At 66.9% G+C, this 14,336-nt stretch carries 21 protein-coding genes; 8 read left to right on the forward strand and 13 right to left on the reverse strand.

From position 1 onward, the window contains the following. Positions 1-159: 159 nt before the first annotated feature. Entirely contained in the window at positions 160-1,341 is a 1,182-nt protein-coding gene (locus tag BV210_RS03315) for a redox-regulated ATPase YchF (RefSeq protein WP_077205268.1), read from the forward strand. Here BV210_RS03315 and BV210_RS03320 read toward each other — a convergent pair whose 3' ends face one another. The 6 genes from BV210_RS03320 to BV210_RS03340 all read right to left on the reverse strand — a co-directional run bounded on the left by BV210_RS03320 (position 1,342) and on the right by BV210_RS03340 (position 4,388). Next, complete coding sequence (locus BV210_RS03320; protein ID WP_077205269.1) at positions 1,342-1,728, reverse strand: hypothetical protein; 387 nt, start codon at positions 1,726-1,728, stop codon at positions 1,342-1,344. Positions 1,729-1,867: 139 nt separating this feature from the next. Continuing rightward, a complete protein-coding gene (locus BV210_RS03325; protein ID WP_077205270.1) occupies positions 1,868-2,989 on the reverse strand; it encodes a pyridoxal phosphate-dependent aminotransferase in 1,122 nt (373 codons plus the stop codon). 58 nt (positions 2,990-3,047) lie between these two features. Next, positions 3,048-3,503 carry a ferritin-like domain-containing protein gene (locus BV210_RS03330; protein ID WP_077205271.1) on the reverse strand — a complete coding sequence of 152 codons (456 nt, stop codon included), beginning with the start codon at positions 3,501-3,503 and terminating at the stop codon, positions 3,048-3,050. 57 nt (positions 3,504-3,560) lie between these two features. Beyond that, the gene (locus BV210_RS20145; RefSeq protein ID WP_172824869.1) at positions 3,561-3,707 is read right to left on the reverse strand and encodes a hypothetical protein; all 147 of its coding nucleotides are present in this window, start codon (positions 3,705-3,707) and stop codon (positions 3,561-3,563) included. Between the two features lie 49 nt (positions 3,708-3,756). Then, positions 3,757-4,029, reverse strand: a complete 273-nt coding sequence (locus tag BV210_RS03335) for a hypothetical protein (protein WP_077207951.1) — start codon at positions 4,027-4,029, stop codon at positions 3,757-3,759. Continuing rightward, positions 4,029-4,388 carry a helix-turn-helix domain-containing protein gene (locus BV210_RS03340; RefSeq protein ID WP_077205272.1) on the reverse strand — a complete coding sequence of 120 codons (360 nt, stop codon included), beginning with the start codon at positions 4,386-4,388 and terminating at the stop codon, positions 4,029-4,031. Before BV210_RS03340 ends, BV210_RS03335 begins: the two co-directional genes overlap by 1 nt. Before the next feature lie 127 nt (positions 4,389-4,515). On the opposite strand from BV210_RS03340, the gene BV210_RS03345 reads away from it, so the two are divergent. Next, complete coding sequence (locus BV210_RS03345) at positions 4,516-4,956, forward strand: hypothetical protein (RefSeq protein WP_077205273.1); 441 nt, start codon at positions 4,516-4,518, stop codon at positions 4,954-4,956. Positions 4,957-4,961: 5 nt separating this feature from the next. Beyond that, on the forward strand, positions 4,962-5,216 hold the full coding sequence (locus tag BV210_RS03350; protein ID WP_077205274.1) for a hypothetical protein: 255 nt from the start codon (positions 4,962-4,964) through the stop codon (positions 5,214-5,216). Positions 5,217-5,251: 35 nt separating this feature from the next. Here BV210_RS03350 and BV210_RS03355 read toward each other — a convergent pair whose 3' ends face one another. From BV210_RS03355 to BV210_RS03365, 3 genes are all read right to left on the reverse strand, one after another. Further along, positions 5,252-5,797, reverse strand: a complete 546-nt coding sequence (locus BV210_RS03355; protein WP_077205275.1) for a hypothetical protein — start codon at positions 5,795-5,797, stop codon at positions 5,252-5,254. Continuing rightward, the gene (locus tag BV210_RS03360; RefSeq protein WP_077205276.1) at positions 5,794-6,549 is read right to left on the reverse strand and encodes a DsbA family protein; all 756 of its coding nucleotides are present in this window, start codon (positions 6,547-6,549) and stop codon (positions 5,794-5,796) included. The genes BV210_RS03355 and BV210_RS03360 overlap by 4 nt, the downstream gene beginning before the upstream one ends. 99 nt (positions 6,550-6,648) lie before the next feature. After that, positions 6,649-7,380, reverse strand: coding sequence for a proteasome assembly chaperone family protein (locus tag BV210_RS03365; protein WP_077205277.1), 732 nt, complete (start codon positions 7,378-7,380; stop codon positions 6,649-6,651). A gap of 179 nt (positions 7,381-7,559) precedes the next feature. Between BV210_RS03365 and BV210_RS03370 the strand changes: the two genes are divergently transcribed. The 5 genes from BV210_RS03370 to BV210_RS03390 all read left to right on the forward strand — a co-directional run bounded on the left by BV210_RS03370 (position 7,560) and on the right by BV210_RS03390 (position 10,858). Continuing rightward, complete coding sequence (locus BV210_RS03370) at positions 7,560-8,477, forward strand: SDR family NAD(P)-dependent oxidoreductase (protein ID WP_077207952.1); 918 nt, start codon at positions 7,560-7,562, stop codon at positions 8,475-8,477. 49 nt (positions 8,478-8,526) lie between these two features. Next, the gene (locus BV210_RS03375; RefSeq protein WP_077205278.1) at positions 8,527-8,856 is read left to right on the forward strand and encodes a DUF6114 domain-containing protein; all 330 of its coding nucleotides are present in this window, start codon (positions 8,527-8,529) and stop codon (positions 8,854-8,856) included. Positions 8,857-8,913: 57 nt separating this feature from the next. Then, positions 8,914-9,198, forward strand: coding sequence for a hypothetical protein (locus BV210_RS03380; RefSeq protein WP_077205279.1), 285 nt, complete (start codon positions 8,914-8,916; stop codon positions 9,196-9,198). Between the two features lie 239 nt (positions 9,199-9,437). Beyond that, complete coding sequence (locus tag BV210_RS03385; RefSeq protein ID WP_077205280.1) at positions 9,438-10,343, forward strand: RsmB/NOP family class I SAM-dependent RNA methyltransferase; 906 nt, start codon at positions 9,438-9,440, stop codon at positions 10,341-10,343. Further along, the gene (locus BV210_RS03390; RefSeq protein WP_077205281.1) at positions 10,340-10,858 is read left to right on the forward strand and encodes a hypothetical protein; all 519 of its coding nucleotides are present in this window, start codon (positions 10,340-10,342) and stop codon (positions 10,856-10,858) included. Before BV210_RS03385 ends, BV210_RS03390 begins: the two co-directional genes overlap by 4 nt. On the opposite strand, the gene BV210_RS03395 is transcribed toward BV210_RS03390, so the two are convergent. The 4 genes from BV210_RS03395 to BV210_RS03410 all read right to left on the reverse strand — a co-directional run bounded on the left by BV210_RS03395 (position 10,852) and on the right by BV210_RS03410 (position 14,170). Then, positions 10,852-11,043 carry a hypothetical protein gene (locus BV210_RS03395; RefSeq protein WP_077205282.1) on the reverse strand — a complete coding sequence of 64 codons (192 nt, stop codon included), beginning with the start codon at positions 11,041-11,043 and terminating at the stop codon, positions 10,852-10,854. The two genes, BV210_RS03390 and BV210_RS03395, sit on opposite strands and share 7 nt — an antisense overlap. Before the next feature lie 69 nt (positions 11,044-11,112). Next, positions 11,113-11,889, reverse strand: a complete 777-nt coding sequence (locus tag BV210_RS03400; RefSeq protein WP_077205283.1) for a hypothetical protein — start codon at positions 11,887-11,889, stop codon at positions 11,113-11,115. 104 nt (positions 11,890-11,993) lie between these two features. After that, positions 11,994-12,782 carry an aldo/keto reductase gene (locus BV210_RS03405; RefSeq protein ID WP_077207953.1) on the reverse strand — a complete coding sequence of 263 codons (789 nt, stop codon included), beginning with the start codon at positions 12,780-12,782 and terminating at the stop codon, positions 11,994-11,996. A 101-nt stretch (positions 12,783-12,883) separates the two neighbouring features. Continuing rightward, the gene (locus BV210_RS03410) at positions 12,884-14,170 is read right to left on the reverse strand and encodes a digeranylgeranylglycerophospholipid reductase (protein WP_077205284.1); all 1,287 of its coding nucleotides are present in this window, start codon (positions 14,168-14,170) and stop codon (positions 12,884-12,886) included. Positions 14,171-14,336: the final 166 nt, after the last annotated feature.

Raw genomic sequence — 14,336 nt, forward strand, 5'->3', positions numbered from 1 at the left:
TGAGGACCGGACAGAGCACGAGAAGGGCCCGACGAGTCGTCCCCGTGGCTAGTGACTCGGCCGTTCGGACGAGTGTATTGGCCCACACTTCTGGGCAGTTGACCGCACGCGACCCCCGGAACCGAAAGCCCCTTCCACCCGTCACGGGTATCTCGGGGCATGCTTTCGGTCGCTCTCGCCGGCAAACCAAACGCCGGCAAGTCGACGTTCTACACGGCCGCGACCAGGGCCGACGTCGACGTGGGGAACTATCCTTTCACTACTATCGACGCCAACCGTGGCGTCAGCTACGTCCGGACGGAGTGCCCCTGTCTCGAACGCGACGAGCGCTGTGGCGACGACCACTGCCGGGACGGCAAGCGCTACGTCCCCGTCGAACTGCTGGACGTGGCCGGCCTCGTCCCCGGTGCCCACGAGGGCAGAGGGCTGGGCAACCAGTTCCTCGACGAACTCTCGAACGCCGACGCCATCCTGAACGTCGTGGACGCCTCCGGCGGGACCAACGAGGAAGGTGAGCCGGTCGAGGTGGGCGAACACGACCCGGTCGAGGACGTGGACTTCGTCGAGGAAGAGATGGACCTCTGGCTTGCGAGCATCGTCGACCGCAACTGGGAGTCGGTCGAACGGCAGTCGCGCTCGCCCGATTTCGACATCGACGAGGCGCTGGCGGAGATGCTCACCGGCGTCGGCGCGACGGAACTGGACGTGGCACGCACCCTCCGGGAACTGGAGTATCCCGAGGATCCGATCCAGTGGACCGACGAAGACCGCGAGGCGCTGGCCGGGGAGATCCGCCGGCGCACCAAACCCATCGTCGTCGTCGCGAACAAGGCCGACATCGCGCCGGAGGGCAACGTCGAACGCCTCCGTGAGGCCGCCGAGTACGTCGTGCCCGCGACCGCAGACGGCGAGCTGGCGCTGCGCAACGGGGCCGACGCCGGCGTCGTCGACTACGACCCGGGCGATCCCGACTTCGAGATCGCCGGCGACGTGAGCGACCAGCAGGCAGAGGGGCTAGAGCGCATCCGCGATGTGATGGGTGAGTGGGGCGGCACAGGAGTGCAGACGGCGCTGAACACGGCCGTCTACGACCTGCTGGATCACCTGACGGCCTACCCCGTCCAGAACGAGAGCAAGTGGACCGACGGCACCGGGAACGTCCTGCCCGACGCGCACTTGCTTCCCGACGGCTCGACGCCGGTCGATCTGGCCTACGCCGTCCACTCGGACATCGGCGACGGCTATCTCCACGCCGTCGACGCCAAGGACGGCCGCAAGATCGGCGACGACCACGAGCTCGAAGAGGGAGACGTGGTGAAAATCGTCAGCTCGGCCAAGTAATCAGGCTTCGGCGATCTCGATTTTTCCGGCGGCCCGCTGTTGACGGGAGGCCAGCGTATCCAGCACGCGCTGGAGGTACTCACTGTGGGCCATATCGCCCAGAATCGCGGCCCGCGCCCAGGACGCCTCGACGACGTACGACGCCGTCGGGACGGATGCCTCGCCCGAGTAGATGTGCACGGTGAGTTCGGGTCGCCCCGCGCCGTCACGGACTGCCAGCAGGTACGCGCTGGCGACGGCGGCGGCCTGTTCCGTCACGGCATCCGGGTCGTCGGTGTCCGCGACGCGATAGCCCAGTGACATCGCCTCGTCGGCGACGACCAGCGATTCGAGTTCCGCCTCGGTAACGTCGAGTGCTTTGGATATTGCGTTCTGAAACGTCGGCATGTGACCCCTTCCCGTACGATACAGGATGGCCCGCTCCCCGGTAGGGCCACTGCCGGCTATACCCCCTTATTTTTAAGAAAGTTGATTATTACCGACGCGAGGGGCCAGAAAGCAATTTCGAGGAGTGCGGGCGGTGAACTCACCGAACCGCCGTGGCAGCCTCGTCCATTATCTCGAGGGCCTCCTTCAGCGTCTCCACGTCCACGGCGTAGGAGATGCGTGCGTAGCCTGCGCCGTGGTCACCGAAGGCTTCGCCGGGAACGATCACCACGCCGCGGTCGATGACCTCGTCGACGAACCCCTCGGGCACCTCCGGCATCGCGTAGAACGCGCCACGGGGCGTCGGGCAGTCCAGTCCGATGTCGGCCAGGCCGTCGACCAACACGTCCCGGCGCTCCTCGAAGGCCGCGACCATCTCCTCGACGGGTTCCTGGGGCCCCGAGAGAGCGGCCTCGGCGGCGTGCTGACTGGCGGCGGTGGCACAGGCCTGGCCGTACTGGTGGGCCCGGAGCATCCGCTCGATCCGGCGTTCACTGGAGGTGATCCAGCCGAGTCGCCAGCCCGTCATCGAGTAGGTCTTCGAGCACGCGCCGACGACGGCGACGTTGTCCGTCTCGGCGAACTCTAGCGGTGAGCGGTGTTCCCCGTCGAAGACGATGTGTTCGTACACTTCGTCGGAGAGACAGAGCACGTCGTGTTCGTCGGCGATGCGGGCGAACTCGCGCATATCGTCGGGCGACTGCACAGCGCCAGTCGGGTTCGCCGGCGAGTTGACGACGAAGACGGCGGTGTCGTCGGTGATCGATTCCTCGACGGTCGCGGGATCCATCGTGAGGTCCTCGCGCAGGGAGACCGGTTTGGGTTCGCCCCCAGCGATGTGGGTCAGCGCCTCGTAGGAGACGAATCCGGGGTCGGGGTAGATCACTTCGTCGCCGGGGTCGACGTGGGCTTCGAGGGCGATGTGGAGGGCCTCGCTGCCGCCCGCGGTGGCGATGACGTGCTCGGGGTCGACGTGGAGCCCGTAGTCGCGGTCGTACTTCGCCGAGATGGCGTCTCTGAGCTCGCGAGTCCCCTTGTTGGAGGTGTAGGCGTCGGCCTCGCCGGCTTCGATGGCCTCGACGGCCGCCTCGCGGACGTGCTCGGGGGTGGGGAAGTCAGGCTGGCCCAGCCCGAGGTTGATCGCGTCCTCGCCCGCGGCCTCGAACACCTCGCGGATGCCCGAGATCGACACCTGCTCGATCCGCTCGGAAAACTCCGTCATACCCTACTCGCGGGGACCGATCCCGATAATGGTAGCGGATTCGGGGACTCCGCGTCGCTCAGTCCTGCCGGTACTCCTTGCGGAACCCGCGGAACTCCGTGCGGTGGGCCTCCTCGTCGGAGAGGATCGTCACCGCGATGTCCTCGGTCACGGGGTCGTCGGCGTCCTCGGCGGCGTGGACCAGCGAGCGGTAGGTCTCGATGGCGTCGTTCTCGGCGTCGAGGACGCCCTCGATGACGCTGAGCACGTCCGTGGTGTCCTCGGGCGGCTGCAGCGACTCCTGGCTCGCCTCGAACGCCATCGATCCCGGCGGGCGCGCGTCGAGTTGTTTGAGTCGCTGGCCCAGCATCTCCGCGTGACCCAGTTCCTCCTGAATGTCCTCCTGGAGGCTCGCCTTGACTTCCTCGGCGCTCACGCCGTCGAGCACGATGGAGTTCGTGAGGTAGTTCATCACGGTCTCGATCTCGTCGCCGTAGGCCGTCTGCAGCAGGTCGATGACCTCGTCGTCGGTCATGCGTGTCAGTCCGGTCGCCAGCCACTTAGCGACGGACCCGGCGAGTGCAAGCCCCCCTCAGTCGCCTGCCTCGTCGAGGTCCTCGATGTGTCCGCGAAGGCGTTCGAGCGCCGCGTCCGCATCCATGTAGCCCTGGTCGTACTCCTCGAAGACGGTCTCGGATTCGTCGAGGAACGTCTCGACGGCGTCGTCCGTGTCGGTCATGTACCACTGTCCGAGCGGGAACCCGGTGAAAGTTGCGAAGCGAGGCCGCTCACTCGCTGCCACGCGTCAGCGAGGCCAGGATCAACACCATGCCGCTTGAGACGACGACGGCTTGCACGAGCGCTGCCGACAGGAGGGACGTGCCTAGCAGCTGGTAGATCAACCCCTCACAGATCGCCCCGACACCGATGAACACGAACCCGCCGGCGACGTACAGCATCGGCTCGTTCCCGCTGCGTCGGTAGCCGTGGAAGGCCAGCGACGCGACCACGAGCGCGAGCACGAGCGTGACGAGTTTCACGAGCAGGAAGGGCGCGTCGATCATGTGCTGTCCCGGAGATTCGACCAGAGGTTGGTGAAGTTATCCGCGAGTTCGTCCCGCGTCGTGATCGATCCCTGGAGTTCGCCGTCGTCCATCTCGACGTGGAGTGCTTCGAGTGTCGTCTCGTACCTGCGGCGGTGGGCCCCGTCGTCGTCGACGGTCGACCGCTCGTCGACGAGTTCGTAGTCCTGTAGCGTCGAGACACGACGGTAGATCGTCGCGAGGGAGGCGTCACAGATGTCGCTGAGGTCTTTTGCCGTCCGTGGCTTCTCGTCGGCCGCCAGCAGGATCCGGCGTGAGTAGTCGTCCGCGAGGATCTGGAGAACGTCTGCCATCGACGCGCTCTCGCCACCGTCCATGTCCCCACGGAGACCACCCAGGACCAAAGCGTCGGTGGTTCGTGAATCACCGACAGCAGGAATGTGCATTTTAAACAAGACTGCAAAGAGCCAGTTCCCTTTAGTCTGCCACCTGCGAACGACGGGTATGACCCGTTCCTGGAAACGCGTCCTGAAAGCGGTGGCGGTGGGGGCCGGTACGTTCGTCCTCTTCGGGGTCGTCACTGGATTGATCCCGAATCCCCTTTACGTCCGTATGGTTCCACGCACGGGTCTGGACTACCTGTTCCTGACGCTCACTGCGGGCGCGCTCGCACTCTATACGTTCCAGCGCACGCCCGACGGGGGCGACGACAGGAGCGCGGCCGCCGGAACAGCCCTCGGCTTTCTCGCGTTCGGCTGTCCGATCTGTAACGCCATCCTGCTGGCGCTGTTCAGCAGTTCCGCGCTGATGACGTATCTAGACCCGCTCCGCCCGGTGATCGGCGCGGTGAGCGTCGTCGTCTTCGCGGGACTGCTCTACGTCCGGTCCCAGAAATCCTGTGCAGACTGTGCGGGTCAGCCGTCGACGGATCCGGGGGCCGACTGAGACCGATGACGGACGGAGCCGACGAGGACGCTGACGACGCGGACGCCCGATGGCCCCTCGTGGCCGTCGGCGGCGCAGTGAGTCTCTGCTGTCTGTTCGCCGCGCCGGCGGCGACCGGCGCAGCAAGCGGTGTCGCGGCTGGCGGTGCGACCGCGGCGCTGGGCGGGGGCGTCGTTCGCGTCGCCGTCTCGGCCCTGACGGTCGGGCTCCTCGCCGTGGTGTGGCGACTCCGCACCGACGCGAGTTGCTGTGAGAAGTGAGATAACAGGTCGTTTGGGTCCGTTCCCGACGCTCCTTACTCGCCGCCGGCCCCCGACGGGATCGCACAGTACCGGGGGTCCCCGAGCCGGGAGAGATAGGCCACGAGGAGCACGAGGCCCGCCAGACGGAGGAGGTTCCCGTCGAAGGGGAGCGTCGAGAGCGCACCGACGAATCCGAGCGTACCGAGGAGGCCGGCTCCACAGCTCGCACAGCCGGAGGCGAGCAGTCCGGGGAGCACGCTCGACAGGCCGCGAGCGCTCACGCCGCCGGCGTGTCGGATACGGCCGATGGCGGTCGTGAGTGCGACCCCGGTGACGACGGCGTAGACGACGGTCAGACCGAGCCCGACCGCACCGATCGACTCGAACGTGTTCGCGGTGAGCGCGAGCACCGCGTCGTCGAGATAGGCCAGATCCGACGTGAGCATCTGTATCGAATAGGTCGGGAACGAGGACAGGATCAACAGGGCGTAGGTCGTGACGGCGAACGCGAGCGTCGCGACCGTCCGCCGTGTCGAGGTGAACGGGTAGCCGAAGGCTTCGACGAACCGCGAGACGTGGGCGTCGACGATATCGTTCACGCGTTTCTCACCCTCGAGATCGCTTCGTCGAAGCGTTCGTACGGCTGTGCGCCGACGAGTTTCCCCGCCTTGTCGGCGTCTCGGTTGTAGAGGACGAACGCCGGCGTCCCTCTGATCCCGAACCTCGAAGCCTGCTGTACGTCCGTCTCGATTTCGGCTTCGATCTCCGTCCCGTGATCGTCCATGCACGTCTCCACGGCGTTGGCGTCGACGCCCTCGACACCCGCCGTGATCTCTAGCAGGTTCTCCCTCGACGCCCAGCCCGAACCCTTCTCGCCCTGCGCCTCGAACACGGCCGAGTGCCAGTCCAGATAGCGGTCCGGGTTCGCGTCCCGGACCTGCCGCCAGACACACCGGTCCATCACTGCGGCCGTCGTCGACGCGTCGCTGAGGTACGGAAACTGGATGAACACGAAGCGGACGGTACCCTCCTCGACGTGGTTCTCGATCAGTTTCGGGAAGGCGCCGCCCTCGAAGCGGCGGCAGAACGGACACTGGTAGTCGCTCCAGTAGTACACGTCGACCGGAGCGTCCTTCGCGCCGAGGATCGGATGGCCACCGAGTTCGATGCCGAAACCGGTCGTCTTGGAACTGCTGTGAAACCCTGCCCCGCTCGATTCGTTCGAAGTCGATCCGTCGGAGCTGTCACCATCGAGCCGTGACGCTCCGTAGACGACGCCACCCCCGACGGCGACTGTGCCGATCCCACCGAGGAGGGCACGACGCGTCGCCGGCGAATCCGGTCCTTCCATGCGTCGTGGTCGTCGTTGGGCTCACATAGACCACCCGACGATTTGCAGAGCGTGCAAAACAGCCCGGGGGTGGGGGCAGGCGACTGCTGGCGTGGGCGGTTACTGGAACCCGATGGGCTGGGCCTGGGAACTCTCGTCGCCGGCCTGGCCCATCTGCTGGGCGAGTTGCTGGCGGGCCTGTGCGATCTCCTCGGCCTGATCGACCAGTTTCTGGGTGTCGACGTCGATCCCTGCGACGGGCGCGACGGCGTCGATCAACAGCTTGCGAGCGGCCTCGGGATCGGGGAACTGCGCGTTGGACTCGACGACGAACCCGAGGCTGTCGAGGCCGTCCCGTTCGGCCCGCGAGAGCAGGTTCCCGGTCGGGCCGCTGACGAACCCGCTCTGTGGCGGGGCGGTGATGTCGTGTTCCTCCAGCAGGTCGCCGGCTTCGCCCGTGGCGACCCCGTGTAGTTCCGGCGGGCCGCCCTTGTCGGCGGGGAGGCCGCTGAGATACAGCGGGAGGGCGTCCTGCTCGGCGATCCACCCCGAGAGGCAGGCCGCGAACTCGGTAGCCTCGCTCGGCGAGACGGGCACGTCGCTCTGGAGGGCGAGCAGGTCTTGGTCGTGGTCGGCGTAGATCCGAACCGGCGGTTCGACGCTCTGGCTACCTTCGTGGTAGACGGCCACGTCGGGCAACCCGTCACACCGGCAGGCGGCGTAGTAGGACATATCGAACGCGTCGACGAGGTGGTCGGTGGCGATCTTCCCGACGAGGCCGACACCGGGCAACCCCTCGATCAGGACCGGCGACTCCAGTGAACGGTCGTCGTGGACATCGACGTGTGCCATAGCCGCCCTTTGACCGGCAGCGAGTAAAATCCCGTGGGCCACACACTTTGTTCGGTTTCCCTCCACTCTCGCGACCGGGTGCCGCCTCGTCGCCCGCCACCGTACCGGTGGCCGGATAGCGGTTCTCTCCGGAGTGAATTCCGCGAATATTATGTGCGATCGTTCGAAACTGTCGGATGATGATACTCGGGGACAGGGATCCGGAAGTGAAGGCGGGGGTACAGGGCGTGGACTTGTCCGGACAGACGGTGCTCGTGACGGGGTCGACGAACGGCCTCGGTCGGCAGGCCGCGGTGGCGATGGGACGACTCGGGGCCGACGTGATCGTCCACGGCCGCGATAGGGCGGCCGGCGAGAGCGCCGTCGACGAACTGGAAGCGGTCGGCTCCGACGCGCAGTTCGTCTCGGCGGACTACGCGTCGGTCGAGGCGGTGCGCGGGATGGCCGACGAGGTTCGCGACTCGGTCGACGAGATCGACGTGCTCTGTAACAACGCCGGTGGACTGTTCGACGACGACGAGCGGACGGAACTCGGCGTGGGGATGCACTTTCACATCAACCACCTCTCGCCGTTCCTGCTGACGACGGAACTGCTCGACACGCTCGCGCCGGACGCGCGGGTCGTCACCACGGCCTCCATCGGCCACCGCGTCACCTCGATGAATCTCGACGCGCTGATCGAGCCGAGCCCGTTCTCGGAGTGGGCGGCCTACTGCCGGTCGAAACTGGCGAACATCCACTTCGCGAACGAACTGGCCCGGCGGCTGGACAACGCGGGGCGGGGCGTCACGTCCAACTCGTTCCACCCGGGCATCATCCCCGGAAGCGAGTTCTCGCGGGCGCTCCCCGGCCCGATCCAGCAGTTCGGCAACTTCCTCGACGACGTGCCGCTAACCGATTCGCCCGCGGACGGAGCCGCGACGATGACCTACCTCGCAGCGTCCGAGGACGTCGCGGGGACGACCGGCAAGTACTTCGCGCGCTGTCGCAAGCGCCGCCCCGCACCGGACGCGCGCGACGAGCAGGCCCAGCGCGACCTCTGGAAGCGCAGCGCCGACCTGCTCGACATCGAGGAACCGCTCGCGGATTACGCCTGAGAACCGCGTCGGGCCTAGGGTTTTCCGGGCGGGCGTAGACGTGGCCGATATGGTCGCCAGCCGCGGTCCCGTCGCCGGCCCGCTCGTGGTCGTCCTGGCCGGCGTCGTCATCGCCGCCGTCCCGCTCCAGTTCGGCGGGGTGTTCGCACTCGTCGGTGCCGACGGCGCGCCGGCCGTCGGCCTCGCCATCGGGTGTGCGCTCGTCCTCGTCGGCGTGGCCGCCCACCTTCGACCGTCGTTCACGACCGAACTCGGTGCCGTCGCCATCGTCCTCTCGCTCGCGTCCGTGTTCGGTGCGCTCGGCGGCCTCGTCGTGGGCCTCCTGCTGGGTGTCGTCGGTGGGAGCCTCTGTGTCGCGTGGAAGCCGACAGCGGGATGATTCCGAACCTCCCCGACCCGCGGGAGGGTTTAGTGCCTTCGGCCCGTCGACTCCGGTATGGGTTCGATCACCCTCTTCACCACGTCGGAGTACGAACCGCAGGCGTTCGACGCCGTCCTGTTCCGGGAGACGCTCGTCGTCTGCGTGCAGGCCGACGAGGAGTCGGTTCGGCTGGTGCCGCTCGACAAGGTCAACCACGTCGACGGAGACGCCGACGACGTACTCGTCGACACCGAGATCCCCGAATCGTTCTACGGCGGTGCCGAGTACGGCCTCGCCGACGTCGAGGCGTTCCCCGACCTCCAGACCCACCTCGAAGATCTGGAGGGTGAAGAGTACTGAACGCTCGCGGTTCCTTTCGTCACCGCTCGACTGTTCGAGGACTCCCTCCGGTCGTCCTCGCTACCCTCGTCCGCCCGTCCCGCGGTTCCTCACGTCACCGCTCGCACCTCCGGCGGACTCCCTGTCTCGCGGTTTCACCGCTCGACTGTTCGAGGACTCCCTCCGGTCGTCCTCGCTACCCTCGTCCGCCCGTCCCGGGATAGCCGAGGTTTTAATCACCGGGAGCGAACGGACGGCCAATGGAGGTACTGGACCGCTACGAACCGCTGATCGACGACTTCGAGGCGTTCCGCGACGCCTGCGAGCGCCCGCTGCCGTCGGTGGTTCGGGTGAACACGATCGCGACCGACCCCGAGCGGGCCCGCGAGGCGCTCGAAGCCGAGGGGATCGGCGTCGAGCCCTGCGAGTGGCACCCCGGCCTCTTCAGACTGGACACCCAGCCGGGGGCCAACTGGCCGTACTTCCACGGCTGGCTCCACGGGCAAGAGGAGGTCTCGGCCGTCCCGGCGACGGTCCTCGACCCCGAGCCGGGCGACCGGGTCTGGGACGCCTGTGCCGCCCCCGGGAGCAAGACCACCCAGCTCTCGGCGCTGATGGACGACCGCGGCCTGCTGGTGGCGACCGACAACAACCTCGGGCGCATCTCCGCGCTGCGGAGCAACGCCGAACGGCTCGGCGTCACCAACATCGCCGTCACTCGCGAGGACGCCCGCAACCACTCGCTGAAGCCCTGGGAGTCGAAGGGGTACGACGCCGCCCTCGTCGACGTGCCCTGTTCCTGTGAGGGCACCATCCGGAAGAATCCCGACACGCTTGACGAGTGGACGCTCGAACACGTGACGGGCATCGCCGGGACCCAGAAGGGCATCCTCCGACGGGCGGTCCAGGTGGTCCGGGAGGGCGGCCACGTCGTCTACTCTACCTGTACGTTCGCCCCCGAGGAGAACGAGGCCGTCCTCGATCACGTGCTGGCCGAGGCGGACTGCCGGCTGGTCGAGTTCGACCTGCCCCTCGACCACGCGCCGGGCGTCACCGAGTGGGAGGGCGAGACCTTCGACGAGTCGGTCCGGAAAGCGAAGCGGATCTATCCCCACCACAACGACACGGGCGGGTTCTTCTGTGCGAAACTGGAGGTGGAAGGATGACGGACCAGCACGACGGTCAGACGTTCGTCCGCCTCCCGACCGACCCCGAGGATCGGATCCACGAAGACCAGCCTACCCGTGAGGAACTCCTCGACTGGTGGGACGAGCGGTTCGGCATTTCGCGGGCGTTCCTCGCCGACTTTTCCTTCTGGGAGAAAGGACGCGGGAAGGTCTGGGCGTTCCACGCCGACACCGAGTCACCGGTCAGAGTGGAGGGACTCGGCATGAGCGTCCTGCGGACCCGGGGCGACCACTGGAAGCCGACGACGAACGCGGTCCAGCGATTCGGCCACCGGGCCGAGAAGAACGTGATCCACCTCACTCGCGAGCAGGCCGAAGCGTTCGTCGCGGGCGAGGATCAGGAGATCGCGTGGGACGGCGACTGGGGTTACCTGATCGCCACCCACGACCTCGCGGGGGCGGCCGAACCGCTCGGCGTCGGCCTCTACCTGCACGGGGAGTTGCGCTCGCAAATCCCGAAGGGTCGACGCCGGGACCTCCGAGTGGATCAGTGACCGGCGCGGTACTCGCCGTGTTTGACGCCCAGGAAGAGACAGATCCCGCCGAAGATGGCCATCGACGGGAGGACCATCGTCAGGACGGTCGTCGTCCCCATCATCGGCGCGACGAGCAACGCACCCACACCGACGACGATCAACGCCGCGAACAGTGCCAGCGTCTTCGGCAGGTCGAACTCCATATCTGACCCGTAGGAAGCGACGGAAATGTGAGTTGTGCTTCCGGCGGTCAGTTCCGGTGGGAGGGGGTTTCAGTCGTCGCTGCCGCCGTCTCCGCCGTCGGCCTTCGGCCGGACGAGGTCGGCCAGCGTCACGAGGATGCCGAGCACCCAGCCGACGGGGACGGAGAGGCCGAACCACATGCCTGCGAAGGCGAGCCCTTCGAGGTCGTACCGCGTCTTCAGGTACGTGTTCACGTCGGCGAAGTCGAGCGGGTTCTCCAGCAGCCAGATGGCGAGGCTCTCGCTGCGGGGCAGGACGACCTCGGCAACCGTCGGGGAGTACAGTGCGGCGACGACCGGCGGGAGGAAGATCGCCGTCATCGCGAACGGCCACGCGAACAGGACCGTCGTCACCCGGCCGCCGATCACCCGGAAGCCGACCGCCAGCGCGGCGGCGACGACCGCTACCGTCGAGGCGGCCGCGACCGCGAAGAAGCCCTCCGTGAGCCCGTCGAACCGGACGTACGACGCCGCGGTTAGCGCACCCCACAGCAGGATAAACAGGAAGACGACGCCCACGGTTCCGAGTCGAAGCGCCGCGCTGTCGAGCCGTCGGCTCTGGAAACGCAGGACGACACCGAGGAGAACGAGCGGGTAGAGGAGTCCGATGATCGGAATCCCGAGGTAGTACCAGGTGTTGTAGGTCACCTTCTCCCGGGCCGTCTTCGGTTCCCACTTCCCGAGGACGGAACTCGAAGCGTTGCGCTGGCGCGGAAAGAACAACTCCATCCAGGTCTCGTGCATCCGCCGGAGATCGAAGCGGATATCGTCGACGACACCGCCGCCCGACGCGCGTCCCGCTGCCATGTGCGGCGGGTTACGACGCGGGGGGTATAATCATTCTGGCCTCGTCAGACGCGTGTCAACGAGGGGGAATTCGAGAGGCCAGCCGCCGGTCCGCGACAGGACGGTTACCAGGCGTCCGGCGCGAAGTCGGGGTGGACCCGCCGGTCCCGCTCGTCGATGGCGTCGATCCGCTCGATATCGTCCGCTGAGAGGTCGACGTCGACGCTCCCGAAGTTGTCCCGGATGTGGTCCTCGCCGGTCGCCTTCGGGATGGCGGTGACGCCCTTCTCGCGGAGCCAGGCGAGGCTGACCTGCGCGGGGCTAGCGTCGTGGGCCTCGGCGATGTCGACGATGGTGTCGTTCTCGAAGACCTGCCCGCGAGCGAGCGGCGAGTACGCCACCAGTTCGAGGTCCGTGTCGGCCGCGAACTCCCGGAGTTCGGTCTGGGGGAGGAGCGGGTGCATCTCCACCTGATTGGCGAACACGGGCATGTCGGCGTGCTCGCGGGCCTCCTCGACGTGGTGGGGCTCGAAGTTCGAGACCCCGAACTGCTCGATCTTGCCCTCGTCGTGGAGCTGGTCGAACGCCGAGATGGTCCCCTCGGGGTCGTACTCGCGGGCCGGCCAGTGGATGTACAGCAGGTCGACGTAGTCGACGCCGAGTTTGTCCAGACTCGCCTCGGTGCTCTCGATCACGTCGTCGTGGGCCAGTTCCGAGATCCACACCTTGGTCGCGAGGAACACGTCCTCGCGGTCCACGTCGGCTTCGGCGATGCCGCGGCCGACGGCCTCCTCGTTGCCGTAGGCCTGTGCGGTGTCGATGTGCCGATAGCCGGCCTCGAGTGCGGTCCGGACGCTCTCGGCGCACTGGTCGGCGTCCTCGTTCTGCCAGGTGCCGAGACCGAGCATCGGCATGCCGTTCGCTCGCGGAACGCTCTCGGGGTCGAGTTGTGGAGACATAGTCATAGAACGAACGGCTGCCGCGTGGAAAACGGTTGTGAAACCGGCGCGAAGCGTCAGCGCCGGAAGAACTTCGCGATGGCCTCGACGGGGCTCGCGGGGTTCGATCCGGCCCCGTCGAACTGCTCTTTCGCGTAGTCGACCAGGATCGGGAGGTCGCCGGTGTGGATCAGTTTCCCGATGGCTAGCGGGTTCCCCTTGTTGGCCTTCGCGAGTGTCTCGTCTGGCATCCGGTGGAGATCCGTCATCAGCTGGTCGTAGCGCTCGTTGGGGGCGAGATACAGCAGTTTGGTCATCAACAGCCGGTTGCGCATCCGGGGTGCGACCCGCTGGTGCCAGAGGTCGTCGTAGGTCGCCATGTTCTCGGCGGACGTGTCGGGGTCGTTCGGCGTGAGACACTTGTCGGCGGTCGCGGCCGCGACGCGACCGGACTCCATGCACTTGTGGATGCCCTCGCCCCACAGCGGATCGAGGGTCGGCACGGTGTCACCGATGGCCATGAAGTTGTCCGTGCTCATCTCTCCGGGCATCTGGATGTGGGCCGACCCGCGGTGCATCTTGCCTTCGAGTTTCGTCGCGTCCTCGAAGCGGGGGTCGGAGTCGAGCCAGTAGTCGAGGTGGTCGTCGATGGTCATGCCCTCGTGACCACGGGACTGGTAGCGCTCGTTCTGGATGTAACAGAGGCCGACCTTGGCGGTGTCTTCGCCGGTGTGGAAGATCCAGGAGTACCCGCCCGGCGCGAGGTCGTGATCGAGTCGGAGCATCATCGCGTCGGTCAGGTCGGCGTACCCGTCGTGATCCACGTCGATACCCTCGAACTCGTACTCGATGCCGATGGCCTGGTTCCGTCGCTCCAGATCACTCACGCCGAGGGCGCGGGCGAGCGGCGCGGAGGGGCCCGTCGCGTCGATTACGATGTCGGCGTAGACCTCCTCGTCACCGTCGTACTCGACGCCGATGATCTCGCCGCCGTCCATGATCGGGTTGGCGACGCGGGCGTCGAACCAGTACTCGGCACCGTTCTCGCGCCCCTTCTCGACGAGCCACTGCTTGAAGTCGGCGAACTCGAGGACGGCACCCGCCTGTTCCTGGACGTAGTGTTCGTTGGGCGACTCCAGGACGACGTTGTCGGTGTAGTTCATCACGACGTCGCTGGGCACGTTGAACGACGCCATCATCGAGGGGAACGTGCCCGCCGTCGACTTGTTGCTCTGGCGCGGGAACTCGTCTTCGGGTTCGGTTTCGAGGACGAGCACCTCGTAGCCCCGTGCTGCCAGGTCGCGAGCGCACTGTGCTCCGGCCGGACCCGCACCGGCGACGAGGACGTCGTAACGATCGGTCATAGCATCCTCTCCTGCACTGCGGATCGTTCCTGACAGCGCTGTTCTCCACCGGACACCGAGCCGCATCGTCGCATGCGATACGCCCCCCGCGACGGCGAGTCCGTGATCACGGCCCCCACCGCGTCACCCCCCACGGTACTATCGGACTGCACACTCATTGGTCTCC

The organism is Halorientalis sp. IM1011 (assembly GCF_001989615.1).
GTDB lineage: Archaea > Halobacteriota > Halobacteria > Halobacteriales > Haloarculaceae > Halorientalis.